The following is a 22,470-nucleotide window of genomic DNA, read 5'->3' on the forward strand; positions in this document are numbered from 1 at the left end:
CCCGCTTCACCTCGACGTTTACCGCCGCTCATGAGCGGCGGCATTTCCATGGAACCTGCCAGCCATACGCCGCACTCATCAATTCAGGCAGCAAACGGCATTATCAATCCGCCGAGCCTTTCCGCATCCTTTCTTCCAGCCTGTCATCGGACCGGCTTCACTCACGGAGAAAGAAAAATGATCAATTCAGTCAAATCGACCCTCGCGTCGACGGCGCTTGTCCTGACGCTTGCCACCCCGGGGCTTCTGGCCCAGGCCAATGCTGAGACGGCGTCCGACGGCGTCGTTACAGTCAAGAGCGGCTATTCGGTTGCAGAGACCGTGTCGCGGATCAAGAAGGATGTCGCCGACAAGGGCATCACGTTGTTCGGTGTCATCGACCAGGCCAAGCTCGGCAACGCCGCCGGCAACGTCGTCAGCCCGTCGCGGCTCATCATGTTCGGCAACCCGGCACTCGGCACGACCTTCATCACCGCGAACCCGAAAGCCGGCCTCGACTGGCCGGTGCGCGTCGTCGTTTACCAGACGGCTGATGGCTCGGTCTACGCGGCCTACACCGACTTCGACTACATCGCCAGGCGCCACGGCATCGAAAGCCGCACCAGGGAATTCAAGATGGCGACCGAAGTGATCCAGTCCGTCACCTCCAGCATCGAGAAATGACCCTTGAAGCGGGGCCGGCTGCCGGCTGGACGTCCGGCCCCGAAAGTTTTGCGCCAGTTGTGTGTGTGTGTGTCAAGTTCTGCAAAACGGCGTGGCATTCAGCGGTGACGTTGGCGTGCCCGCGGCGTAGCCAACTCGCGGTTGGCGATGAGGGTCCATATTGCTGCGGTGAATTAAAGGACGCCTGAATCTTGGACGAACCCATCCGTGTGCTTTGGGGTTTTCCCACCGCATGCAACGGATCCCGCGTCGGTGCGAGGTCAGGGTCACTCCTCGCCAGCGTGCCTTCGAGGAACGGCGTTCATGATGGCCTCCGCCAGTTCTTCGAGGACGGAAGTATCGCCTTTCGATGCGGCAAATAGCCTGAACTGCGCTTCTGGCAACTCTGGCAGGCCGTAGCTTTCGGGTACACTGACCATGCCGTTTCTCAGCTGACTGACGATCATCGGCGCTACAGCGAAGCCTGAGAGGGCAGCCGCCCTCAGGCTGGCGTTGCTGGTGCAGATCATCACCATGCGCTGGCTGATCCCGGCCTTGGCAAGCCGTTCAAGAGCAACTTCCCTGTAGGGGCAAGGTTCCGGCAACACGGCCAATGGCAGCGGGTCCGGAAGTTCCACGCCGGTATGATCCGCCCATGCCCAGACAAGAGGCTCGCGCCACAGGAGGCGCCCCATCTCCTCACCCTCACACTGGGATCCGAGCACCAGTTCGATATTGCCCTCCTTCATCTTCGAGAGCAGCGCACCCGGAATCCCGACTTGCACCTCGATCTGCAATCCGCGGCGATCGGCGCCGAATGCCTGCAAGGCGCGAAGGATGGGGACCTGTGCGAAGTCTTCCGAGAGGCCGACGCGAACTCTGCCGTGAAAGGGTGCCTGCGCCAGATCGGCCAAAGCATCCCGGTTAAGGGCGAGCATCGCCCGGGCATAGGCGAGCAGGCGCTCGCCATCTTGTGTCATCTCCAGCGAGCGCGTCGTCCTTTTGAGTAACGGCTTTCCGACCTGCTCTTCGAGACGACGCAGGTGCCCACTGACGGCCGACTGCGTAAGGTTCAGTCGCGCCGCTGCCCGACTGAAGCCGCCTTCGTCGAACACGGCGACGAACGTCCTGAGCAGGACCAATTCCAGCATATATTCTGATCCATGATGAATATTGTCGATAATCTCAATTTTTATATCGAATTAAGATATGACGCAATACGGTTCATCATAATGAGCAAGGATGATCCATGACCAAGCTGCTGCATATCGTTTCCTCGCCCCGCAAAGAGCGTTCCGCCTCGCGTGAGGTCGCCGAGGCCTTTGTTCAAAGCTGTCGTGCTCGGCGACCCGACTTGGCGATTTCAACGCTCGACCTATGGGATGTCGACCTCCCCGAATTCGGTGAGGACGCGATGTTGGCCAAATATGCGGGGCTCAGCGGCACGCCGCTTACCCCTTCTCAACAGCAGGCATGGGCCACATTGCAAGAATTGGCGCAACAACTGCACTGGGCGGATATTGTCCTGCTGTCGACGCCCCTGTGGAATTTCAGCATTCCCTACAAACTCAAGCACTTCATCGACCTGGTATCGCAGAAGGACATCCTTTTCTCGTTCGACCCTGAACACGGGTTCGCAGGACTGCTCCGGGATAAGACCGCCGTGGTCGTCCATGCGCGAGGTCTCGACTATGCGGCGCAATCCATCACGCCGGCGCAGCGCTTCGACTTTCAAAAACCCTATGTAGAAGCGTGGTTGCGCTTCATCGGTATCGAAGATGTCCGCAGTCTAATCATCCAGAAAACCCTCTTTGGACCCGATATTGACCATGCGGCTCGCCAGGATGCACGGGAGGTCGCGTTACAGCTGGCGGAAGATCTGCTGTCGCAGACAACAGAGGCGATTGCATGATTACGAAGCGCCAGCTGCGGACAAGAAGGGCGGCTCTGGAGACTGGCCGGGAAGGTCGCCTTATGGTGCGACGGAGCACCCTCGGTTCAAGCCCGAGGGCATGTTTTTGAGCGACATGCATCAGAACCACATATCGCGCACGCAGCGACCATCGCGCGGCAGGTCCTCGAACGCGTGGAGACCATCGAAATGATCGATTGGCAAGTCGGCGACGGTGTCAGGCGGCGCAAGCCTCACATTGACGGCGATCCGAGTGCGACCGGCGGCACTGGCGCGCAAACCACGCCAGGCCAGCACAGAGGCGCATGTTGGACAGAACAGAATCTCGAGCGACGGGGCATCCTTTCCGGAGCGCGTGTAAGCACTTGTCGGTCCGGCAAGACGGATGCGTTCGTCAACATAATCGTAAGCCCACAGCGCGCCATAGCGGCGGCAAAGCGTGCAGTTGCAGGCTGTGATCGAGCCGGGATCGCCCTCCAAAGTCCAGTGGGCCGCGCCGCAATGGCAGGTTCCGGTCAGCATTCGTCCTCCTCACCTTCTGGCAGCAACAACGAGCATTGTTCCCAACATTGTGCCGGACCCAGTGCGATTTCAACAGGTTGTGGTGCGGCCTGAAGCGCTCGCCGCTTTCGCAAGATGTTCGTTGTCTTGCCAATATCCTTGCCTTCGTGACAGGCTTTCGCCATGAAGGCCGATGAACTCGCCTTTGCCAGCCAGCACACGCAAGCGGCTCGACGAACTCCTCGTCGCGCGGGGCCTGTTCCCCAGCCGCTCTCGCGCCCGCGACGCGATCGAGCGCGGCACCGTGACGGTTGACGGCGTCATCGCCCGCAAGCCCGGCCAGACGGTCCGGGCTGATTGCCTCATAGAAGTCGATGATCCGGCACAGGGCTATGTGTCGCGTGCTGCGCTGAAGCTGATCGCCGGGCTCGACTATTTCGGCCTCGATCCAGCCGGCAGCGAAGCGCTCGACGTCGGCGCCTCGACCGGAGGCTTCACTCAAGTGCTGCTCGGACGCGGCGCGGCGCATGTCACGGCGATCGATGTCGGGCATGGCCAGATACATCCGGATATCGCCGGCGATCCGCGTGTGACGGTCATCGAGGGATTGAACGCCCGTGATCTTTCGACCGCCGATCTTGCCGATCGCATTCCAGATTTTATCGTCTCCGACGTCAGCTTCATCTCGTTGAAACTGGCGCTGCCGCCGGCGCTCGCCATTGCCAGGAGCGGCGCCAAAGCAATATTTCTGGTCAAGCCGCAATTCGAGGCGGGCCGCGAGGCGATCGGCAAGGGCGGCTTGCTGAAAGATCCATACGATGCCGCGCGGGTTGCCGGCCTGCTGCAGGATTGGTTGGACGGCGTCCCCGGCTGGCGCTCGCTCGGACTGCATCTGTCGCCGATCGAAGGCGGCGACGGCAACCGCGAGTTCCTGCTCGCCGGGATCAAGGACGCCGTTATCGAGAACCGGGGGATCGGAGGCCGATGACCGCGCGCTTCACGATCACACGGCTGGGCTCCCAGGGCGACGGCGTCGCCGAGACCGAAACCGGCGAGCTTTTCATTCCGTTCACGCTGCCCGGTGAAACCGTCACCGCCGCGCGCGAAAGGGACCGTGCCACGCTGATGTCGGTGCTGGAGGCTTCGCCGCTTCGCATCGACCCTGCCTGTCGGCATTTCACCGAATGCGGCGGCTGCGCCATCCAGCATCTTGAGACCGAAGCCTATCATCGGTGGAAGCGTGACAAGGTTGCGCATGCGCTCAACAGCAAGGGCATCACTTGCGACATTGACGCGCTGGTGCCGTGCGCGCCGCAGACGCGCCGGCGCGTCGTGTTCACCACCCGGCGGAGCGAGGCCGGCATGCTGCTCGGCTTCGTTCGGGCGTTGTCGTCCGAGATCATTTCCATTGAGGAATGCCCGATCTCGCTCCCCGAGATCGTCGCAATGCTCGACCGTCTGAGAGCACTCGCCGAACTGGTTTGCGCAACGACGAAATCGTTCCGCATGACGGTCACGGTAACCGGTTCCGGCCTCGATGTCGCGGTTCACGAGTCCGGCAAGCTCGGCAAGAACCAGCGCCGCGTCGCTTCCAATTTCGTCATCGCTCAGGGGCTGGCAAGGCTTTCGATCGATGGCGAGATCATCATCGAGCCCAACAAGCCGGTGGTGCTGTTCGGCTGCGTCGCCGTCGCGGTGCCGCCGGGCGCCTTCCTGCAGGCGACCGAGGCCGCCGAGCAGGCGATGGCCGACATCGTCGGCCGGCACCTCGCGCGTGCCAGGAAGATAGCCGATCTCTTCGCCGGCTGCGGCAGCTTTGCGCTGCGCCTCGCCGCCAGGTCGGAGGTCCATGCGGTGGAGGGGGATGCGGCAGCGCTTTCGGCGCTCGACCGGGCATTCCGTTTCGCCAGCGGTCTGAAGCGCGTGACCAGCGAACGCCGCGACCTGTTCCGGCGGCCGCTCACTTCGAGGGAACTGAATGCCTTCGACGGCGTCGTCTTCGATCCGCCCCGCGCCGGCGCCGAAGACCAGTCGAAGCAGATCGCCCGTTCCGACGTGCCGCTGGTCGCCGCGGTTTCCTGCAATCCGGTGACGCTGGCGCGCGACTTGCGCATCCTCGTCGACGGCGGCTACGTCCTGAAAAGCGTGACGCCGATCGACCAGTTCCTGTGGTCGCCGCATGTCGAGGCCGTCGCGCTTCTGGAGAAGCCGAAGCGAAGGCGGTAACGGGTCCGCATTTGTTGAGCTTGAATTTCGCGTAAAATGAGCGTATTTTGAGCGTGTTCTGTTCAAAACGTGCTAGGAACCTGTTATGAATACCGCAGCTCTCGATATCAGAGCATCGCGCTTTGGCGACGAGCGGACGCCATTTCTTTCGGCAAGACGGGTGGCTGAACTGCTGGGCGTCAATCTGACCGAACTGGCGAGCCTGATCGGCGTCGCGCGCAACACGCTTGCCGCCAAGACCGGCGCGCGCAAGGTCGACGCCGCATTAAGTCCGATCGTCCGTATCCTTGCGATGGCAGGCGAGATGGCCGGCGATGAACAGCGTGCGGCAATCTGGTTCAAGCATCAGCCGATCCCCGGCTGGGCGGGAAAGACCGCCTACGATCTCGTTCGAGAGGGCAAGACGGAGAAGGTGCTTGCCTATCTGGAGGCAGTCCGCTCCGGCATCTATGCCTGAAAACAGACTGAGCCTATGGCGCGCCTTCGTGCCGCGTTGGGCGCATCTGCCGCTTTCCGGCGAAGGAGCAGCCCGCTTTGGCGGTCGCTGGAATCCAGTGGGCGCCACGACGATCTATGCCGCGGGCGAATTGTCCACTGCTTGGGCGGAGTACAATCAGGGCTTTGTCCAGCATCCGGCGCTAATTGCGCAACTCGCACTTTCAGGCGCGCGCCTGGCCGACCTTACGGACGCTGATGTGCTGACCAAGCTCGGCGTGACGGCGGACATTCACCGATGTGAATGGCGCGACATCATGGATCAAGGCCTTGTGCCTGAGACGCATACGCTGAGAGATCGCCTGATTGCCGACGGGCAACATGGCGTGATCTACCCCTCCTTCATGTCGCCCGGCGGCACATGCGTCGCGCTGTGGCGATGGAACGAGAGCAACACACCCCGTCTGAAGGTCATCGATCCCGACCATCGCTTGCCGAAAACGCCGGCTTCATGGCTTTAGGGCAGTTCGAGCCGGCCGCGCCGCCGCGCTTCGGCCAGCACACCCGCGTCCATTTCTTCCAACGTCTATGGGGCAGGGATCCAAACACGTCTTCTGGCCGTGTCTCGGCGAAGACTGGCGCAGGCTTCAGTAGCACGCCCTCCGGAGTATCTTCGACCAGAAGACGTGTGCCGGCGTCCCATTCCCTCCGCTTGCGGATCGCGCTGGGCAGGGTGACCTGCCCCTTGGTCGAGACAGTGGTTACGAGTCTTTCCGGGTTGGCCATCGCGGCGCATCCTCTGAATGTAAGACAAAAACCGCAGCTTCTATCAAACCCGCGTTCCGCCAACCGTCATCTGGTTCATCCTGAGGTGCGGCTGGCCAACGCCGACCGGCACACCCTGGCCGGCCTTGCCGCACATGCCGATGCCGGTGTCGAGCTTCATGTCGTCGCCGATCATCGAAACCCGATGCATGGCATCCGGCCCATTGCCGATCAGCATGGCGCCCTTGATCGGCTGCGTCACCTTGCCGTCCTCGATCATGTAGGCCTCGGTGCAGCCAAACACGAATTTTCCCGAGGTGATGTCGACCTGGCCGCCGCCGAAGGAGACGGCATAGATGCCGTTCTTGACCGAGGCGATGATTTCGTCCGGCTCCATGTCGCCTGAAGTCATATAGGTGTTGGTCATGCGCGGCATCGGCTGGTGCGCGTAGCCTTCGCGCCGTCCGTTGCCGGTGGCGTTCATGCCCATCAGCCGGGCGTTCTGGCGATCCTGCATATAGCCGACAAGCTTGCCGTCATCGATCAGCACGTTGCGGGCCGACGGCGTGCCTTCGTCATCGACGGTCAGCGAGCCACGCCGCTCGGCCATGGTGCCGTCGTCGACGACTGTGACGCCCTTGGCGGCCACCTGCTGGCCCATCAGCCCGGCGAAGGCCGATGTCTTCTTGCGGTTGAAGTCGCCTTCCAGCCCGTGGCCGACGGCCTCGTGCAGCATGACGCCCGGCCAGCCGCTGGACAGCACGATGTCGAACGTCCCGGCCGGCGCCGGGATGGCCTCGAGGTTGACCAGCGCTTGCCGCAGCGCTTCCTTGGCGGCGTGCTTCCAGCTCTCCTCGACCAGGAATTCGCCAAACCCTTTGCGTCCGCCCATGCCGAAGGAGCCGCTCTCCTGGCGGTCGCCGTTGCCGACCACCACCGACACGTTGATCCTGACCAGCGGGCGGATGTCGCGCACCATCTGGCCGTCGGCACGCACGATCTCGACATGCTGCCAGGAGGCGGCGAGCGACGCCGTCACCTGCCGCACGCGCGGATCCTCGGCTCGCAGCCACGCATCGATTTCCTGAAGGAGCTTGGCCTTGGCCTCGAAGGAGGGCGAGGGGATCGGGTTGTCGTCGCCATAGAGATGGCGGTTGGTGCGGGCGGGAGCCGCAGCAAGCGTGCCGGAATAGCCGCTCTTGACGGTCGACACAGCGTCGGCCGCGCGCAGCAGCGACGCTTCCGAAAGATCGCTGGAATGCGCGTAGCCGCTCGCTTCGCCGGCGACCGCGCGCAGGCCAAAGCCTTGGTCTGTGTTGAAATTGGCGGTCTTCAGCCGGCCATTGTCGAACATCAGCGCTTCGTTCTCGCTGTATTCGAGGAACAACTCGCCGTCGTCGGCGCCGTTGATGGTCTCGGCGACGATCTGCTTGATGCGATCGTCGGAAATGTCGAATTGGCCGATCAGGCTGTTCATGGCGCGGTCCGTCCGTGGAAAGAGATTGTCCTCACGATGTAGGCGCGAAGGTGCGTCCAGACAATCGGCAATGACCATTGTCTGTACATGACCCCGAAAAATCGGAATCGATTTTCGGAAAGGATCATGCGCAAAATCGAAGCGCTACAGCGTCCTTTGCGCGTCCGTGGATGCGCGGCGCTGTAGCCAAAGGCGGTCACAATCCCATTTTCGTCAGCAGGGTTTTGGGCCTCTCGCCCCGTCTCAAGGCAGCGCGGCGAAACCGTCGGCGAAACCCTTGAGCTCGACCGGGATGCCAATGCCTTCCTCCGGCGTCTGGAAGACGATGAAGGTGGCCGACGTTCCGGTCTTCAGCGTATCGAGCAACGGCTTTTCGAGAATGACCTCGGCATAGCAGCCGTCCTGGAAGCAACGCACGAAATAGGCCCGGCCGATGTCCTTGCCGTCGACATTGAGGCCGAGCCCGTTGGGCAACAGCACGCCGAGCGGCGCCAGCACGCGCAGGATTTCGGCCTTGTTGTCGGCAGTGCGCAGCACGACGACGGAAAGCCCCATCTCGGGACGGTCTTCGGCGACGACGTTCTGCATCATCACGCATTGTTCCGATGTGGCGCCAGCCGGCGTGTCGCAGATGATCGACCATGCGCCATGCGTCGTCCGCACCTTGCCGCTTGGCTGCGCGGCATTGGCCTGGCTGACCCCGAACGAGCCAACATAGGACAGGCCGATCCCAGACAAGCCAACGCCAGACAGGCCAACGCTAGACACGGCGGCGAGAAGGATGGCCTTCGCCAAGCTTCTCGAGAGCCCAAGTCTCGAAAGCCCAAGTCTCGAATGCCCAAGTCCCGAAAGCCAAGAGTTCATGACGGCTCCATTGCGAATCACGGCACTTTAAGCCGCGCCAAGGGCAAGTAAAGGATGAGACCACTGCCGGCCTGCCTCGACCAAGGCAATTGTGCGCTTTTCCGTGCCAAATTCGCCCGAATTGCGACGGCCCGGCGCATTTTGCCGGGACACTCCACCGCTCGGGCATTCGCGGGTCCGCCACCGCCGCGGCCGCCGCCACAAGGCGCAGCCGCGCTTGCGCGCAAAAATGCCGCACGGTTTCCCCCGCTCCTTTCTTGCAGAGGCAAATAGAGTATGGTTTGAACCAGCCTCGGGACTATCCGGGATTCCCCTCCCGGCGTTGGTCGATATTCTTGCGGTCCGATCGCGAGGAACTGGGAGTTAATGACGGCAATGAGAAAATTCCTAGCAGGCGCCAAACTCCTGGCAAGCGCTGCCGCCACACTGTTCACCGGTGCATCCGCCCATGCGGCCCAGCCTGCGCCGTGGGAGATGACCTTCCAGCCCGCAGCCACCGACATGATGCGGCAGATCGCCCGGTTCGAGCACTATACGCTGTGGTTCATCGTGCCGATCACCCTCTTCGTGCTCTTTCTCATCGCCTATTGCATCCTGAAGTTTCGCGCGAGCGTCAACCCTACCCCGTCGCGCACCAGCCACAACACGCTGATCGAGGTGATCTGGACGGTCGGGCCGGTCGTCGTCCTGCTCTTGCTCGCCATCCCCTCGTTCCAGCTCTTGACTGCGCAATACACGCCGCCGGAGGAAGCCAAGCTGACCGTCAAGGCGACGGGAAACCAGTGGAACTGGGATTACGAATACCAGACCGAAAACACGCTTTCCTTCAACTCGGCGATCCTGGCGGATTCTGACCGCGCCGCGGCCGGCAAGGAGGACCGCGGCGCTTATCCTCGCCTGCTCGCCGTCGACAACGAGATGGTGGTGCCGGTCAACACCATGACCCGTGTGCTGGTGACTGCGGCGGACGTGATCCACGCCTTTGCCATGCCGTCCTTCGGCATCAAGACCGACGCGGTTCCGGGGCGCATCAACGAGGTCTGGTTCAAGGCGGAAAAGGAAGGCCTCTATTACGGCCAGTGCTCGGAGCTCTGTGGCAAGGACCACGCCTTCATGCCGATCGCGATCCGCGTCGTCTCCGACGCCCAGTACAAGACCTGGCTGGCAGCAGCCGGCACCGACCTTCCCGGCGCCAACAAGGCGCTGATGGCCGAGGTCGACGGCAAAGACAAGGTAGCGGCCGCCGGCAACTGATGCCGCGACCAGAAAAGATCAGGGAACGGAGCCGAACATGGCAGACGCTGCAGCTCACGACCACGACCACAAGCCGTATCATGGCTGGGTGCGGTGGGTGTATTCGACCAACCACAAGGATATCGGCACACTCTACCTGATCTTCGCGATCATGGCGGGCTGCGTCGGCGGTGCGCTTTCGGTCGTCATGCGCATGGAACTGCAGGAGCCTGGGATCCAGATTTTCACCGGCCTGGCGCAGATGGTCTACGGCTTGAACGCCGACGCCGCGCTTGACGGCGGCAAGAACATGTACAATGCCTTCACCACCGCGCATGCGCTGATCATGATCTTCTTCATGGTCATGCCGGCGTTGATCGGCGGCTTCGCCAACTGGATGGTGCCGATCATGATCGGCGCGCCCGACATGGCATTCCCGCGCATGAACAACGTCTCGTTCTGGTTGCTGCCGCCGGCTTTCATCCTGCTGATCATCTCAGCTTTCGTGCCGAGCGCGCCTGGCGCCTACGGCGTCGGCGGCGGCTGGACGATCTATCCGCCGCTATCGACATCAGGCCAGCCCGGACCGGCGATGGATCTTGCGATCCTGTCGCTGCACATCGCCGGCGCCTCGTCGATCCTCGGCGCCATCAATTTCATCACCACCATTTTTAACATGCGCGCGCCTGGCATGACGCTGCACAAGATGCCGCTGTTCGCCTGGTCGGTGCTGATCACCGCTTTCCTGCTGCTGTTGTCGCTTCCGGTTCTGGCCGGCGGCATCACCATGCTTTTGACCGATCGCAACTTCGGCACGACCTTCTTCGCGCCGGACGGCGGCGGCGACCCTATCCTGTTCCAGCACCTGTTCTGGTTTTTCGGCCATCCGGAAGTCTACATCCTGATCCTGCCGGGCTTCGGCATCGTCAGCCACATCGTCTCGACCTTCTCCAGGAAGCCTATCTTCGGCTATCTCGGCATGGCCTATGCCATGGTCGCGATCGGTGCGGTCGGCTTCATCGTCTGGGCGCACCACATGTACACGACCGGCCTGTCGCTCGACACGCAGCGCTATTTCGTCTTCGCCACGATGGTTATCGCGGTGCCGACGGGCGTGAAGATCTTCTCGTGGATCGCCACCATGTGGGGCGGGTCGATTTCGCTCAAGACCCCGATGCTGTGGGCGATTGGCTTCATCTTCCTGTTCACCGTCGGCGGCGTTACCGGCGTCCAGCTTGCCAATGCCGGTCTCGACCGCCCGCTGCACGACACCTATTACGTGGTCGCGCATTTCCATTATGTGCTGTCGCTGGGCGCGGTGTTTGCCATCTTCGCCGGCTGGTACTACTGGTTCCCGAAGATGACCGGCTACATGTATTCGCCTGTCATCGCCAATACCCACTTCTGGGTCACCTTCGTCGGCGTCAACCTCGTCTTCTTCCCGCAGCATTTCCTCGGCCTCTCCGGCATGCCGCGCCGCTACATCGACTATCCGGATGCGTTTGCCGGCTGGAACATGGTGTCGTCCTACGGCTCGTATATTTCGGCCGTCGGCGTGGTCATCTTCCTCTATGGCGTGTTCGAGGCCTTCCAGAAGAAGCGGGTGGCCGGCGCCAACCCATGGGGCGAGGGTGCGACGACGCTTGAATGGCAGCTGCCTTCGCCGCCGCCCTTCCACCAGTGGGAACAACTGCCGAAGATCAAATAGGCTTCTGCCTGGGGGAAATACGGAACCGCCGGTCGCCGGCGGTTTTGGCCAACGGAATGATGGACTTTAAGTACGCATGGCCCTTGTCGACGACACATTGACTGACGAACCGGGCTTTCGCATGTCGGAAGCGACGGCGGGCGATTTCTTCGCCCTGTTGAAGCCGCGCGTCATGTCGCTGGTGGTGTTCACCGCCTTTGTCGGCCTGGTCGCAGCACCCGTGACCATCAATCCGCTTCTGGCGGTGATCGCGATCCTGGCCATTGCCATCGGGGCTGGCGCGTCCGGCGCGCTCAACATGTGGTACGACGCCGATATCGATGCGGTGATGACCAGGACGGCCGGCCGTCCGGTGCCGGCCGGCCGCATCCGGCCCGGCGAGGCACTGAGTTTCGGCCTGGTGCTGTCGGTGCTGTCGGTGATGACGCTCGGCGTGCTGGTCAACTGGCTGTCGGCGACGCTGCTGGCCTTCACCATCTTCTTTTATGCGGTCGTCTACACGATGTGGCTGAAGCGCTGGACGCCGCAGAACATTGTCATCGGCGGTGCTGCCGGCGCCATTCCGCCGGTGATCGGCTGGGCCGCGGTGACCGGAACGGTCAACCTGGAAAGCGTCGTCCTGTTCCTCATCATCTTTTTATGGACGCCGCCGCATTTCTGGGCGCTCGCCCTCTTCAAGTCCGAGGACTATGCCAGGGCCGGCATCCCGATGATGCCGAATGTCGCCGGCCAGGCTTCGACCCGACGCCAGATCTTTGCCTACGCGCTGATCCTTGCGCCGGTTGGCGTGCTGCCATGGGCGCTCGGCTTCACCACACCCGTCTATGGCGTCCTTGCGGTGCTGCTTGGCGCCGGCTTCGTCTGGTATGCGTGGCAGGTGCTGCGGATGGCGGATGACGACCATGTGATGAAGCCAGCCAAGGCATTGTTCGGCTACTCGCTGCTCTACCTCTTCGCCATCTTCGCCATCTACCTTGCCGAATGCGTTGTCGGGCGCGCGCTGGCCACGGGCGGAGCATGACCATGGCCGACAAGAAGCTTGAACTCGTCACGCTGACGGAGCGCCAGCAGAAGGCCCGGCGCAACCGCTCGGTAGCCATCGGCCTGGCGCTGGCGGTGCTTGTCGTCATCTTCTACATCGCGACCGTCGTGAAATTCGGTCACAACCTCACCGGAACGATGTGAGGCTCAGATGAACCGCCAAACGGTGACCCATCCTCAAAACAGGAACACCAACCGCATCGTCGCCGGCGTCTGCATTGCCTTTTTCGGCGGCATGATCGGCATGGCCTATGCGGCGGTGCCGCTCTACGCGATGTTCTGCCAGGCGACCGGTTACGGCGGCACCGTGAAACGCGCAACGCAGCAATATGCCGACCGCGTGCTCGACCGCGATATCACCATCCGTTTTGACGCCAACACAGCCGGCGTGCCCTGGCAGTTCGAGCCGGTCGCCCGCTCCGTCACCATCAAGATAGGCGAGACGGCCCAGGCGCATTATAGCGCCACCAACAAGTTCGTCCGCGCCACCACGGCCCGCGCGACCTTTAATGTGCAGCCGGAATTTGCGGGGTCTTACTTCAACAAGGTCGAGTGTTTCTGCTTTACCGATACGACGCTGAAGCCTGGCGAGACGCTGGACATGCCGGTCGTGTTCTATGTAGATCCCGACATCGTCAATGCGCCGGAATTGAAGGACCTGAAGACGATTACCCTGTCCTACACGATGTTCCCGGTCGAGAAGAACGAGAAGAAGAAGCCGGTCGTGTTGTCAGTGCCGGCCGAAGGCACAAGCAACAAAGTTTCACATACCGAACGAAGCCTCGGGGGTTGATATGGCAGACGCGCACGCAAAACCACAACATGATTACCATCTCGTCGACCCGAGCCCGTGGCCTTTCCTCGGCTCGGTCGGTGCGTTGGTCACCGCGATCGGCGGCGTCTGTTACATGCAGTATCTCAAGGGCGGCGATTTCCCGATCTTCGGCTTCAACATCGCCAATCCGTGGCTGTTCTTCATCGGCCTCTTGATCGTCATTTACACCATGTACGCCTGGTGGTCGGATACCATCAGGGAAGCGCATGAAGGCCACCACACGCGTGTTGTGTCGCTGCATCTGCGCTACGGCATGATCATGTTCATCGCTTCCGAGGTGATGTTCTTCGTCGCCTGGTTCTGGGCTTTCTTCGACGCCAGCCTGTTTCCCGGCGAGGCACAGCAATATGCCCGCGCCACCTTCACCGGCGGTGTCTGGCCGCCGAAGGGCGTTGAGGTCCTCGACCCCTTCCACCTGCCGCTCTACAACACCGTCATCCTGCTTCTGTCGGGCACTACGGTGACCTGGGCGCACCACGCGCTGCTTCATGGCGACCGCAAGGGTCTGATCAACGGCCTGGTGCTGACCGTCGGTCTCGGCATCCTGTTCACCATGGTGCAGGCTTACGAATACATGCACGCGCCGTTCGGCTTCAGGGATTCGATCTACGGCGCCACTTTCTTCATGGCGACCGGCTTCCACGGCTTCCACGTCATCATCGGCACCATCTTCCTGCTGGTCTGCCTGGTCCGCGCGATGAAGGGCGACTTCACGCCCAAGCACCATTTCGGCTTCGAGGCGGCCGCCTGGTACTGGCACTTCGTCGACGTAGTCTGGCTGTTCCTGTTCGCGTCGATCTATGTCTGGGCCTCGACCGGCGCGGTCATCGAAGGCCACTGAAATCTTCCTGAGGAAATCGATGAGGCGGCTGCGGCGACGTGGCCGCCTTACCTTTTGGAGTGAAGGGCACTAAAGTATCGCAATGAGCGACGACAAGGCGATCTGGCCAGCAATCGATCCGATTTCGGCTGGCCTGCACGGCCGCTGCCCGCGCTGCGGCGAGGGTCGGCTGTTTTCCGGCTTCCTCACCGTTGGCAAACGCTGCGCCAATTGCGGCCTCGACTATTCCTACGCCGATGCCGGCGACGGTCCGGCGGCGTTCGTCATCCTGATCATCGGCTTCATCGTCGTCGGGCTGGCGCTGTGGATGGAGGTGACGCTCAGTCCGCCGCTCTGGCTGCATTTCCTGCTTTGGATACCGCTGACGCTGGTGCTTTGCCTTGGCGCGCTCAGGCTGATCAAGGGTGTGCTGCTGACGCTGCAATACCGCAACAAGGCGGCAGAGGGCAGGCTGGACCTCGGCGAATGAGCACGACATCCGCTTCGATTGCAGGCCGTTCGCGGCCGAAGACGGCATTGCTGCTTGGCCTCGGCCTCGTGCTGTTCTTCATCCTGCTGGCGCTCGGCACCTGGCAACTCCAGCGCCTGTACTGGAAAGAGGGTCTTCTCCAGACCATCGACCAGCGCACGCACTCAGCGCCCGTGCCGTTGGCCGAGGTCGAAAAACGGTTTGCCGCCAGCGGCGATGTCGATTACACGCCGGTGACGGCATCAGGCACCTTCCTGCATCACGGCGAGCGACATTTCTTCGCGACCTGGGAAGGCCAGTCCGGTTTCGATGTCTTCACGCCCTTGCATCTGGAGGACGGGCGCTTCGTTCTGATCAATCGCGGCTTCGTGCGGTACGATCTCAAGGACGCTGCCAAGCGCCCGCAAAGCCAGGGTGCGGGCCAGGTGACGGTGACGGGGCTCGCCCGCAATCCGCTGCCGGCAAAGCCCTCGATGATGCTTCCCGACAATGATCCGCAGAAAAACATCTTCTACTGGAAGGATCGCGACGCCATGGCGGCCAGCGCCGGTCTGCCGGCCGGCGCAGGGCTGGTGCCATTCTTTATCGACGCGAACGCCACGCCGAACCCGGGTGGGCTGCCGGTCGGCGGTGTTACGATCATCGACCTGCCGAACAGCCATTTGCAATACGCCGTAACCTGGTACGGCCTTGCCGCTGCTCTTGCCGGCGTCCTCATCTTCAGGCTTCGCCGCCCGGCGAAAGAAGAATGATCGGCCCTTGACAGGGCAGGGGTGCGCACCTCATTTCGCGCCTTGAGTTCAAGACTTGAGTTCACGCTACGACCAACCGGCCGGGAATCATGCTTCACACGACCACAAGGCCACCGCTGACGATAAGGCTCTGCCAGCCGCGCGGCTTCTGCGCCGGCGTCGACCGCGCCATCCAGATCGTCGTGCTGGCGCTGAAGAAATATGGCGCGCCGGTCTATGTTCGCCACGAGATCGTCCATAATCGCTACGTCGTCGAGGGGCTGCAAAGCCTCGGTGCGGTGTTCATCGAGGAACTCTCCGAGATACCGGCTGAGCATCGTCAGAGCCCGGTCGTCTTTTCGGCGCATGGCGTGCCGAAGTCGGTGCCGGCGGACGCCCACGCGCGCAACCTCTTCTATCTCGACGCCACCTGCCCGCTGGTGTCGAAGGTCCACAAGCAGGCAATGCGCCATCAGCGGCTCGGCCGTCATGTGCTTCTGATCGGCCATGCCGGCCACCCGGAAGTGATCGGCACGATGGGGCAGTTGCCGGACGGCGCCGTCACCTTGATCGAGACCGAAGCCGACGCCGCGAATTTGGTGCCCGCCGACCCGCGGGCGCTCGGGTTCGTCACCCAGACGACGCTGTCGGTCGAGGACACCGCCGGCATCATTCGGGTGCTTAAGGATCGTTTTCCCGATTTGCATGCGGCGGCAGCGGAATCGATCTGCTACGCCACCACCAATCGCCAGGAAGCGGTCAAGGAGACCGCCGCGGGTGCCGATCTCTTCCTGATCGTCGGCGCTCCCAACTCCTCAAATTCCCGGCGTCTCGTCGAAGTGGCCGAACGCGCCGGCGCCTCGATGTCGCTTCTGGTGCAGCGCGCCTCTGAGATTCCATGGACCGAGATCGCCGGCATCTCGACGCTCGGTCTGTCGGCAGGTGCATCGGCGCCGGAAATCATCGTCGACGAGATCATCGATGCGTTCCGGCAGCGCTTCGACGTAACCATCGAGCTGGCGGTGACGGCGACGGAAACCGAGGATTTTCCGGTGATGCGGGTGCTGCGCGACGTCGAGCTGACGGCGGCCGACATGGCTTTCGTCAACGGGGCCGCGTAAGGTTCATGGCGGTCTACACAGACGTCAACGAAAGCGAGCTCGGCGCGTTCCTGAAGGCCTATCCGGTCGGCGATCTCCTGTCCTACAAGGGCATCGCCGAAGGCACCGAGAACTCGAATTTCCTGCTGCACACGACCAGCGGCTCCTACATCCTGACGCTCTACGAAAAGCGCGTCGACAAGGCCGATCTGCCGTTCTTCCTCGGCCTCATGAGCCATCTCGCCAGGAAGGGCATTTCCTGCCCGCTTCCGGTGACCGCGCATGATGGCGACGTCATCGGAACGCTTGCCGGCCGGCCGGCGGTCATCATCACCTTCCTCGAAGGCGTTTCGCTGCGGCGGCCGACCTCAGCGCATTGCAGCGAGGTCGGCAAGGCGCTGGCGGCGCTGCATCTGGCCGGCGCCGACTTTCCGATGACCCGTCCGAATGCCCTTGCCATCGATGGCTGGCGCAAGCTGTGGAGCGCCTCTCGCCCTCGCGCCGACGAGGTCGAGCCGGGACTGGCGGCCGAGGTCGATGCCGACTTCGCCGATTTCGAGAGGAACTGGCCGAACGGCCTGCCGGAAGGCATCATCCATGCCGATCTTTTCCCCGACAATGTCTTCTTCCTCGGCGAGAAACTGTCGGGGCTGATCGACTTCTATTTCGCCTGCAATGATCTCTACGCCTATGATGTCGCTACCTGCCTCAATGCCTGGTGCTTCGAGAAGGATTTTTCCTTCAACCTGACCAAGGGCACGGCGCTGCTTGCCGGCTACCAAAGCGTGCGGCCCTTGAGCGGCGAAGAGAAAGCTGCGCTGCCGATGCTGGCGCGCGGCTCGGCATTGCGCTTCATGCTGACCCGGCTCTACGACTGGCTGACCATTGCCAACGGCGGGCTGGTCGTGAAACGCGATCCGACCGAATATATCAGGCGCATGCGTTTCCACCGAGCGATCAAATCTCCTTCCGAATACGGACTGACATGACCAAACGCGTTGAAATCTTTACCGATGGTGCCTGTTCGGGCAATCCGGGGCCTGGCGGCTGGGGGGCTGTCCTGCGCTTCAACGGCGTCATGAAGGAACTGTCGGGCGGCGAGGCTGCTACCACCAACAACCGCATGGAACTTTTGGCCGCCATCTCGGCGCTCAATGCGCTGAAAGAACCCTGTTCGGTCGATCTTTATACCGACAGCAACTATGTCAAGGACGGCATTTTCAGCTGGATCGACGGCTGGAAGCGCAACGGCTGGAAGACCGCTGCCAGGCAACCGGTGAAGAATGCCGAACTGTGGCAGGCGCTCGACGAGGCGCGCAACCGTCATCAGGTGATCTGGCACTGGGTCAAGGGCCATGCCGGCCATCCGGAGAACGAGCGTGCCGACGAACTGGCGCGGCTCGGCATGGCGCCGTTCAAGAACAAGACGGCCAGGCCCGCGCCCGTTTCGGCTGGGGAAAACACCCAAGCCAAGCAGCCGGCAGCCAGGAAACTGCGCCGCTCGACCCAAAGCTACTGACCAGTCTGGGCTACTGACCAGTCTAGACTAGTGACCAGTCTGGTCCGCCATATTCAGCGGATCAGCAGCGCCGTGCCGAAAAGTCCGAGTGCGAACACAGTATGCGACACGAGGTTGAGGGCGCGGATCTGCATCGGGTTGGGGCGCTTTGACGCGGCCCAGCCGGCGCCCATGCCGGGCGCCAGCAGGAACCAGCCGGCGCCTACGGTGACGATGCCGAGGATGAAGGCCGGCAGGAAGGTCGGCGCGGCCAGCCACGCCGCTCCAGCCAAAACGGCGAGAATGATGCCGTAGACGATGCCGACAAAGTAGTGGAAGGCCCAGCCCAGCGCCGATTCATGCGCATAGGGTGCTGCCTCGCCGATATCGTCATGGAAGACCTTGCCGTCCCTCAGGTGCCAGACCCAGCGACCAACCAGTCCCCAGTTCGGCCGTGGCTGAGCAAACACCGTGTTCAGGAAAATCGCCCAGAGGTCCATGAGCGCCGTGGCGCCGATGCCGATCGCCACAGCGCGCCAGAAGTGGTCAAACATCATTGAGGTCCCCTAAAAGCAGGCAATTCCCGAACAGCGTTCTTTGCACGCCCAATTGGACGCGCCGCTGCCGAAACGAGCGCGATCGTCAGGCCGAAGGACCGCAGCAACCTCGGCCTATGCTGTCGCCAAAACGGAAAGCTGTCCGAGAATGTGAGCAGCACCGGATTCATCAACGCCAGGCTTTGTCTCGACATTGAGCGCGGCGACCTTGCCGTCGTCGACGATCATCGAAAACCGCTTCGAGCGCAGCCCCATGCCACCGCCGGAAAGGTCGGCGTCGAGACCGATCGACTTGACGAAATCGCCATTGCCGTCGGCAAGGTAGAGGATCTTGCCTTCACCGCTGCTGAAGCGGGCCCAGGCGCCCATCACGTGAACATCGTTGACGGAGACGACGGCGATGGTGTCGACGCCGCGCGCCAGGATGGCGTCGTAATTATCCAGAAAGCCGGGCAGATGGTTGTTGGAGCAGGTCGGCGTGAAAGCGCCGGGAACAGCGAACAGCACCACCTTCTTTCCCGAGAAAATCTCGGCCGTCGTGATCGCTTTTGCGCCGTCGGCAGTCATCGTCTTGAAGGTCGCTTGGGGCAGCTTGTCGCCAACGGCAATCATCATCGTGGTCCTCGTTTTGACAAATGGAAGGGAGTGTCCTTGCGATAGCGAATTCAGCCGTTTCCCGCAACTGTCGGGGGTGGCCGGAGCAAGGGATGTTCGATCTGAACATCCTTTGCTGGGGATCAAGGGAAGGGCAGCAGGCCTTCGACGGCGCCGGCCGCAGTTGTCAGCGTGTAGTAAAGTCCGCCATCCGTCGGCGTCGTCGTCGGCCTGTCGAGGATCGGCACGGTAAACACCAGCTTGCCGTCCTTTTCGCTGCGGGCCGGCACGCCGAACATGTAGTCGCGCTCACCGGCGACGAAGAAATCCGCTGCTTTGGGATTGCCCGGAAAGCTCGCCTCGACAATCAGTGTCTCGCGGTCACCCGGCAGGATATTGACGCCGAAATCGGGTCTTGCGGGAGCAGGCAGCGTTGCAAGCGCCGCCTTCACCAAAGCGGCGTCTTCGACGTTGTCCGGATCGGAGCCTGGATCGATGGTCAGCTTCGTTTGCACCGGGATGCAGATCGTCTCACAAATTCCGAGAAAGATATCGGCATCGATGACGGCCGGCTCGTTCGGCGCCGACAGCGTGAACGTTACCGGCAGCGAAACCGGATGGTCGTAGCCGGCCCATTTGCCGGAGCCGTCGTCGTGGCGCTGGGGTGGTGGAAACGAAAACGTCGCGTTGGCAATGTTGGTGCTGGCCGAGATATCGATTTGCGGCGGCACGCCCGCGTCGCCCGGATCGCGCCAGTAGGTTTTCCAGCCAGGCTTGAGCGAAATATCGAGGACGCCATGGATGCGTCCGGCTGTGTCGGGCTTGCCGCTGGTCACAAGGCGTACTTTGCCGCCTTCGCTTTCGTACCAGATCGACGAGGAGGCTGCGGCGGGAAGACCGGTTCCACATCCGACAGCGGCGCTGAGCAGCAGGACTTTCAAGCTTTGCATGGCGGTGATTTGAGCGTCCGTTCATGGCTGCGCAATGACTTCATGGCGTCGCTGCTATCATATTTGCGTGACCTCGGGCACAGCTTTGTGTGACCTCGGGCACAGCTTTGCGTGACCTCGGGCACAGCTTTGCGTGCCTTGGATGCACATCTGCGACCAAATCGCGCGCGGCGCATCTTTTCGGCGCTCCAGAAACGCGTTACGCTCCCCTCATGGACTTGTTGCGCCACAAGAAGATGGCTGCGGGACGCGGCTTTCTCGACGACCAGTTCCTGATTGCCATGCCTGGCATGAAGGACGACCGCTTCACGCGCTCCGTCATCTATATTTGCGCGCACAGCGACGAAGGCGCGATGGGCCTGGTCATCAACCAGACACAGCAGATGCTGTTTCCCGATTTGCTCGTGCAGCTCGGCATCATGAACGAACAGGAGGCGATCCGCTTGCCCGCGCAGGCCCGCGACTTCGTCGTCCGCAACGGCGGACCGGTGGACCGCAGCCGCGGCTTCGTCCTGCATTCGGGCGACTACCGCGTGGAATCGTCGCTGGCCGTCTCCGACGACATTTGCCTGACCGCGACCGTCGACATATTGCGCGCCATTTCGTCGGGCCGCGGGCCTCGGCACGCGCTGATGGCGCTCGGCTATTCGGGCTGGGGCGCCGGTCAGCTGGAAAGCGAAATCGCCGAGAACGGTTGGCTGACCTGCCCGGCAGATGCGGAGCTTCTGTTCGATACCGACATCGAGCGCAAATACGACCGGATACTCGCTTCGATCGGTATCGACCTTGCGCATCTCAGCCTGGCCGCCGGTCACGCCTAATGCATGTCGCGCAAAAGTGTGTAGCGGTTTTGCGATAGCGACATGCATAAAACGACAACCTAAAGCGCGTCGCGTGAGGCCGATCAACGCGACGCGCTTTAGAGGTGAAAACCCGATACCTGGCTGGTTACCGCCGCATTGCCATCGCCAGCCGTTTGCCCAGATCGTAGACGAGATTCTCGAAACCTGACGTCCAGGACAGGTCAGCCTGTTTCACGCGCGTTTCGACATCGCTGTATTTGCCGATGCGGGCTTCCAGGAAGGAGCGCAGGCGCTGGTGAAACTGGCCGACGGTGAGCTGTTTTCCCTCGGCCTTGAAGATCGCAATATTGAAGCGTGCCGCCTTGGGGAAGATTGTGCTGGCCGTGGCATTGGGCTTCTCATCGGCATTCGACAGGAGCGTTGCTGCCCCGTTGGTGCCAAGGAAATGGGGGAGGTAGAGATCCTTTTCATCCATGGCCTTCTCAAGACGAGCTTCGATGCGTTGCTTGGCCGCGAGAAGGTTCTTGGCCGCAAGTGCCGCCGCCAGATAGGGATCGCGCCTGAATTCAAGGATGCGCTGTTCCTCGGCCTTGTCCTCGACGAAATGGTATTCGCGTTTGCCCTCGGGGCGGGTCCGGATCAGTTCCGCTTCGTCGCCCAGGCCGAATTCTGCACCGTACTTCTTCACCGCCTCGAGCCATGTCTGGTCGAGGAATTGCATAAGACCAAGCGCCGACCCTTTAGACGGGCGATTGTTGATGTCGAAGGAGGATTCCTTTTCGGCGATCGCAAAAAGCGTATCGGCAGGAAATTGGGTGTCCTTGGCTGCACGAAGGATTTCGCTGGCGATGTGCTGCGACACCTTGTACTCGCCGAACTCGTGCATCGACATGCCGATGACGATCTGTTCCGCGCCTTCGGAAAGGATGGAGACGGTGCCCCTCAATGCCTCGGCCAGTGTGCGTTCTCCCTCGCGTCCAGAGGTCGATATGGTGTCTGGATCGATGATGTCGAACTCGGGCGCGGCCGAGGGGAAACTCAGAGCCGAGAACGGAACAGCAGTGGCAACCGCGGCTTCGGTCACGCCGTTGACCAGGACTCCCGAATAGACCGGCCATGGCATGGCTGCCACGGTCGCCGCCAGGCCAAGCCCCGCGATCCTTTTCGACAAAGGCCGTCCGCCCGAAAGGACGAAGGCTCCGCAAGCAAAGAATTCAAATGTTCTTTGGAGTGACGCCAGGTCCCCCTCCGTTCCTTGTCTAGCCGCCCAGATATTTTGGGGCAGGTC

At 62.0% G+C, this 22,470-nt stretch carries 26 protein-coding genes and 1 pseudogene; 18 read left to right on the forward strand and 9 right to left on the reverse strand.

Features of this window, described 5'->3' with window-relative positions:
* The first annotated feature begins 177 nt into the window (after window positions 1-177).
* Window positions 178-663 (forward strand): DUF302 domain-containing protein, encoded by a 486-nt coding sequence (locus AC0L15_RS09280; RefSeq protein WP_287245063.1) that lies wholly within the window; start codon window positions 178-180, stop codon window positions 661-663.
* A 266-nt stretch (window positions 664-929) separates the two neighbouring features.
* Here AC0L15_RS09280 and AC0L15_RS09285 read toward each other — a convergent pair whose 3' ends face one another.
* On the reverse strand, window positions 930-1,793 hold the full coding sequence (locus AC0L15_RS09285) for a LysR family transcriptional regulator (RefSeq protein WP_287245061.1): 864 nt from the start codon (window positions 1,791-1,793) through the stop codon (window positions 930-932).
* Window positions 1,794-1,891: 98 nt separating this feature from the next.
* On the opposite strand from AC0L15_RS09285, the gene AC0L15_RS09290 reads away from it, so the two are divergent.
* A complete protein-coding gene (locus AC0L15_RS09290) occupies window positions 1,892-2,554 on the forward strand; it encodes an FMN-dependent NADH-azoreductase (RefSeq protein WP_287245059.1) in 663 nt (220 codons plus the stop codon).
* 120 nt (window positions 2,555-2,674) lie between these two features.
* Here AC0L15_RS09290 and AC0L15_RS09295 read toward each other — a convergent pair whose 3' ends face one another.
* Complete coding sequence (locus AC0L15_RS09295; RefSeq protein WP_287245058.1) at window positions 2,675-3,076, reverse strand: GFA family protein; 402 nt, start codon at window positions 3,074-3,076, stop codon at window positions 2,675-2,677.
* 172 nt (window positions 3,077-3,248) lie between these two features.
* Here AC0L15_RS09295 and AC0L15_RS09300 point away from each other — a divergent pair, with 172 nt between their 5' ends.
* The 4 genes from AC0L15_RS09300 (at window position 3,249) to AC0L15_RS09315 (ending at window position 6,237) form a co-directional block, all read left to right on the forward strand.
* Complete coding sequence (locus tag AC0L15_RS09300) at window positions 3,249-4,043, forward strand: TlyA family RNA methyltransferase (protein ID WP_473496274.1); 795 nt, start codon at window positions 3,249-3,251, stop codon at window positions 4,041-4,043.
* Window positions 4,040-5,281 carry a class I SAM-dependent RNA methyltransferase gene (locus AC0L15_RS09305; protein WP_287245055.1) on the forward strand — a complete coding sequence of 414 codons (1,242 nt, stop codon included), beginning with the start codon at window positions 4,040-4,042 and terminating at the stop codon, window positions 5,279-5,281. The genes AC0L15_RS09300 and AC0L15_RS09305 overlap by 4 nt, the downstream gene beginning before the upstream one ends.
* Before the next feature lie 85 nt (window positions 5,282-5,366).
* Window positions 5,367-5,738 carry an antitoxin Xre/MbcA/ParS toxin-binding domain-containing protein gene (locus AC0L15_RS09310; RefSeq protein WP_287245053.1) on the forward strand — a complete coding sequence of 124 codons (372 nt, stop codon included), beginning with the start codon at window positions 5,367-5,369 and terminating at the stop codon, window positions 5,736-5,738.
* Window positions 5,731-6,237: an RES family NAD+ phosphorylase gene (locus tag AC0L15_RS09315; RefSeq protein WP_287245051.1), complete on the forward strand. Its 507-nt coding sequence runs from the start codon at window positions 5,731-5,733 to the stop codon at window positions 6,235-6,237. Before AC0L15_RS09310 ends, AC0L15_RS09315 begins: the two co-directional genes overlap by 8 nt.
* Here AC0L15_RS09315 and AC0L15_RS09320 read toward each other — a convergent pair.
* The 3 genes and pseudogenes from AC0L15_RS09320 to AC0L15_RS09330 form a co-directional block, all read right to left on the reverse strand.
* Window positions 6,234-6,502 (reverse strand): annotated as a pseudogene (locus AC0L15_RS09320) (AbrB/MazE/SpoVT family DNA-binding domain-containing protein). The gene AC0L15_RS09315 and the pseudogene AC0L15_RS09320 overlap by 4 nt on opposite strands.
* Window positions 6,503-6,545: 43 nt before the next feature.
* Window positions 6,546-7,958 (reverse strand): metalloprotease TldD, encoded by a 1,413-nt coding sequence (gene tldD / locus AC0L15_RS09325; RefSeq protein WP_287245050.1) that lies wholly within the window; start codon window positions 7,956-7,958, stop codon window positions 6,546-6,548.
* Window positions 7,959-8,201: 243 nt separating this feature from the next.
* Window positions 8,202-8,822 (reverse strand): invasion associated locus B family protein, encoded by a 621-nt coding sequence (locus AC0L15_RS09330; protein WP_287245048.1) that lies wholly within the window; start codon window positions 8,820-8,822, stop codon window positions 8,202-8,204.
* Between the two features lie 375 nt (window positions 8,823-9,197).
* Between AC0L15_RS09330 and coxB the strand changes: the two genes are divergently transcribed.
* The 11 genes from coxB (at window position 9,198) to rnhA (ending at window position 18,299) form a co-directional block, all read left to right on the forward strand.
* A complete protein-coding gene (gene coxB, locus AC0L15_RS09335) occupies window positions 9,198-10,076 on the forward strand; it encodes a cytochrome c oxidase subunit II (RefSeq protein WP_236387989.1) in 879 nt (292 codons plus the stop codon).
* A gap of 37 nt (window positions 10,077-10,113) precedes the next feature.
* On the forward strand, window positions 10,114-11,763 hold the full coding sequence (ctaD, locus tag AC0L15_RS09340) for a cytochrome c oxidase subunit I (protein WP_023799325.1): 1,650 nt from the start codon (window positions 10,114-10,116) through the stop codon (window positions 11,761-11,763).
* A 76-nt stretch (window positions 11,764-11,839) separates the two neighbouring features.
* Window positions 11,840-12,784, forward strand: a complete 945-nt coding sequence (locus AC0L15_RS09345; protein WP_287245046.1) for a heme o synthase — start codon at window positions 11,840-11,842, stop codon at window positions 12,782-12,784.
* 2 nt (window positions 12,785-12,786) lie between these two features.
* Window positions 12,787-12,948: a hypothetical protein gene (locus AC0L15_RS09350; RefSeq protein ID WP_077381685.1), complete on the forward strand. Its 162-nt coding sequence runs from the start codon at window positions 12,787-12,789 to the stop codon at window positions 12,946-12,948.
* A gap of 7 nt (window positions 12,949-12,955) precedes the next feature.
* A complete protein-coding gene (locus tag AC0L15_RS09355) occupies window positions 12,956-13,597 on the forward strand; it encodes a cytochrome c oxidase assembly protein (RefSeq protein WP_287245044.1) in 642 nt (213 codons plus the stop codon).
* Window position 13,598: 1 nt separating this feature from the next.
* Entirely contained in the window at window positions 13,599-14,480 is an 882-nt protein-coding gene (locus AC0L15_RS09360; protein WP_287245043.1) for a cytochrome c oxidase subunit 3, read from the forward strand.
* An 82-nt stretch (window positions 14,481-14,562) separates the two neighbouring features.
* Complete coding sequence (locus AC0L15_RS09365) at window positions 14,563-14,949, forward strand: DUF983 domain-containing protein (protein ID WP_287245042.1); 387 nt, start codon at window positions 14,563-14,565, stop codon at window positions 14,947-14,949.
* Complete coding sequence (locus tag AC0L15_RS09370; protein ID WP_287245040.1) at window positions 14,946-15,701, forward strand: SURF1 family protein; 756 nt, start codon at window positions 14,946-14,948, stop codon at window positions 15,699-15,701. Before AC0L15_RS09365 ends, AC0L15_RS09370 begins: the two co-directional genes overlap by 4 nt.
* 89 nt (window positions 15,702-15,790) lie before the next feature.
* Window positions 15,791-16,801 (forward strand): 4-hydroxy-3-methylbut-2-enyl diphosphate reductase, encoded by a 1,011-nt coding sequence (gene ispH / locus AC0L15_RS09375; RefSeq protein WP_287245038.1) that lies wholly within the window; start codon window positions 15,791-15,793, stop codon window positions 16,799-16,801.
* A 5-nt stretch (window positions 16,802-16,806) separates the two neighbouring features.
* Complete coding sequence (locus AC0L15_RS09380; protein WP_287245036.1) at window positions 16,807-17,769, forward strand: homoserine kinase; 963 nt, start codon at window positions 16,807-16,809, stop codon at window positions 17,767-17,769.
* Window positions 17,766-18,299, forward strand: coding sequence for a ribonuclease HI (gene rnhA, locus AC0L15_RS09385; protein ID WP_287245035.1), 534 nt, complete (start codon window positions 17,766-17,768; stop codon window positions 18,297-18,299). Before AC0L15_RS09380 ends, rnhA begins: the two co-directional genes overlap by 4 nt.
* Window positions 18,300-18,352: 53 nt before the next feature.
* On the opposite strand, the gene AC0L15_RS09390 is transcribed toward rnhA, so the two are convergent.
* From AC0L15_RS09390 to AC0L15_RS09400, 3 genes are all read right to left on the reverse strand, one after another.
* Window positions 18,353-18,832, reverse strand: coding sequence for a DUF2938 domain-containing protein (locus AC0L15_RS09390; RefSeq protein ID WP_128245673.1), 480 nt, complete (start codon window positions 18,830-18,832; stop codon window positions 18,353-18,355).
* Window positions 18,833-18,949: 117 nt separating this feature from the next.
* Entirely contained in the window at window positions 18,950-19,450 is a 501-nt protein-coding gene (locus tag AC0L15_RS09395) for a peroxiredoxin (RefSeq protein ID WP_287245033.1), read from the reverse strand.
* Window positions 19,451-19,572: 122 nt separating this feature from the next.
* Complete coding sequence (locus AC0L15_RS09400) at window positions 19,573-20,379, reverse strand: protein-disulfide reductase DsbD domain-containing protein (RefSeq protein WP_473496275.1); 807 nt, start codon at window positions 20,377-20,379, stop codon at window positions 19,573-19,575.
* Between the two features lie 212 nt (window positions 20,380-20,591).
* On the opposite strand from AC0L15_RS09400, the gene AC0L15_RS09405 reads away from it, so the two are divergent.
* On the forward strand, window positions 20,592-21,200 hold the full coding sequence (locus tag AC0L15_RS09405; protein WP_287061465.1) for a YqgE/AlgH family protein: 609 nt from the start codon (window positions 20,592-20,594) through the stop codon (window positions 21,198-21,200).
* Window positions 21,201-21,327: 127 nt separating this feature from the next.
* Here the strand turns inward: AC0L15_RS09405 and AC0L15_RS09410 are convergent, their stop codons facing one another.
* A complete protein-coding gene (locus AC0L15_RS09410; protein WP_287245027.1) occupies window positions 21,328-22,353 on the reverse strand; it encodes a transglycosylase SLT domain-containing protein in 1,026 nt (341 codons plus the stop codon).
* Window positions 22,354-22,470 lie beyond the last annotated feature (117 nt).

Source organism: Mesorhizobium sp. WSM4846, from assembly GCF_055811415.1.

Bases quoted from the DNA above. Each gene is read 5' to 3' on its own strand.
- tldD (WP_287245050.1), bottom strand. From the start codon at position 7,958: ATGAACAGCCTGATCGGCCAATTCGACATTTCCGACGATCGCATCAAG.
- AC0L15_RS09390 (WP_128245673.1), bottom strand. From the start codon at position 18,832: ATGTTTGACCACTTCTGGCGCGCTGTGGCGATCGGCATCGGCGCCACG.
- AC0L15_RS09395 (WP_287245033.1), bottom strand. From the start codon at position 19,450: ATGATGATTGCCGTTGGCGACAAGCTGCCCCAAGCGACCTTCAAGACG.
- AC0L15_RS09330 (WP_287245048.1), bottom strand. From the start codon at position 8,822: ATGAACTCTTGGCTTTCGGGACTTGGGCATTCGAGACTTGGGCTTTCG.
- AC0L15_RS09300 (WP_473496274.1), top strand. From the start codon at position 3,249: ATGAACTCGCCTTTGCCAGCCAGCACACGCAAGCGGCTCGACGAACTC.
- AC0L15_RS09295 (WP_287245058.1), bottom strand. From the start codon at position 3,076: ATGCTGACCGGAACCTGCCATTGCGGCGCGGCCCACTGGACTTTGGAG.
- AC0L15_RS09380 (WP_287245036.1), top strand. From the start codon at position 16,807: ATGGCGGTCTACACAGACGTCAACGAAAGCGAGCTCGGCGCGTTCCTG.
- rnhA (WP_287245035.1), top strand. From the start codon at position 17,766: ATGACCAAACGCGTTGAAATCTTTACCGATGGTGCCTGTTCGGGCAAT.
- AC0L15_RS09285 (WP_287245061.1), bottom strand. From the start codon at position 1,793: ATGCTGGAATTGGTCCTGCTCAGGACGTTCGTCGCCGTGTTCGACGAA.
- AC0L15_RS09405 (WP_287061465.1), top strand. From the start codon at position 20,592: ATGGACTTGTTGCGCCACAAGAAGATGGCTGCGGGACGCGGCTTTCTC.
- AC0L15_RS09305 (WP_287245055.1), top strand. From the start codon at position 4,040: ATGACCGCGCGCTTCACGATCACACGGCTGGGCTCCCAGGGCGACGGC.
- ctaD (WP_023799325.1), top strand. From the start codon at position 10,114: ATGGCAGACGCTGCAGCTCACGACCACGACCACAAGCCGTATCATGGC.
- AC0L15_RS09350 (WP_077381685.1), top strand. From the start codon at position 12,787: ATGGCCGACAAGAAGCTTGAACTCGTCACGCTGACGGAGCGCCAGCAG.
- AC0L15_RS09310 (WP_287245053.1), top strand. From the start codon at position 5,367: ATGAATACCGCAGCTCTCGATATCAGAGCATCGCGCTTTGGCGACGAG.
- AC0L15_RS09345 (WP_287245046.1), top strand. From the start codon at position 11,840: ATGGCCCTTGTCGACGACACATTGACTGACGAACCGGGCTTTCGCATG.
- AC0L15_RS09280 (WP_287245063.1), top strand. From the start codon at position 178: ATGATCAATTCAGTCAAATCGACCCTCGCGTCGACGGCGCTTGTCCTG.
- AC0L15_RS09360 (WP_287245043.1), top strand. From the start codon at position 13,599: ATGGCAGACGCGCACGCAAAACCACAACATGATTACCATCTCGTCGAC.
- AC0L15_RS09400 (WP_473496275.1), bottom strand. From the start codon at position 20,379: ATGCAAAGCTTGAAAGTCCTGCTGCTCAGCGCCGCTGTCGGATGTGGA.
- ispH (WP_287245038.1), top strand. From the start codon at position 15,791: ATGCTTCACACGACCACAAGGCCACCGCTGACGATAAGGCTCTGCCAG.
- AC0L15_RS09355 (WP_287245044.1), top strand. From the start codon at position 12,956: ATGAACCGCCAAACGGTGACCCATCCTCAAAACAGGAACACCAACCGC.
- AC0L15_RS09365 (WP_287245042.1), top strand. From the start codon at position 14,563: ATGAGCGACGACAAGGCGATCTGGCCAGCAATCGATCCGATTTCGGCT.
- coxB (WP_236387989.1), top strand. From the start codon at position 9,198: ATGAGAAAATTCCTAGCAGGCGCCAAACTCCTGGCAAGCGCTGCCGCC.
- AC0L15_RS09315 (WP_287245051.1), top strand. From the start codon at position 5,731: ATGCCTGAAAACAGACTGAGCCTATGGCGCGCCTTCGTGCCGCGTTGG.
- AC0L15_RS09290 (WP_287245059.1), top strand. From the start codon at position 1,892: ATGACCAAGCTGCTGCATATCGTTTCCTCGCCCCGCAAAGAGCGTTCC.
- AC0L15_RS09370 (WP_287245040.1), top strand. From the start codon at position 14,946: ATGAGCACGACATCCGCTTCGATTGCAGGCCGTTCGCGGCCGAAGACG.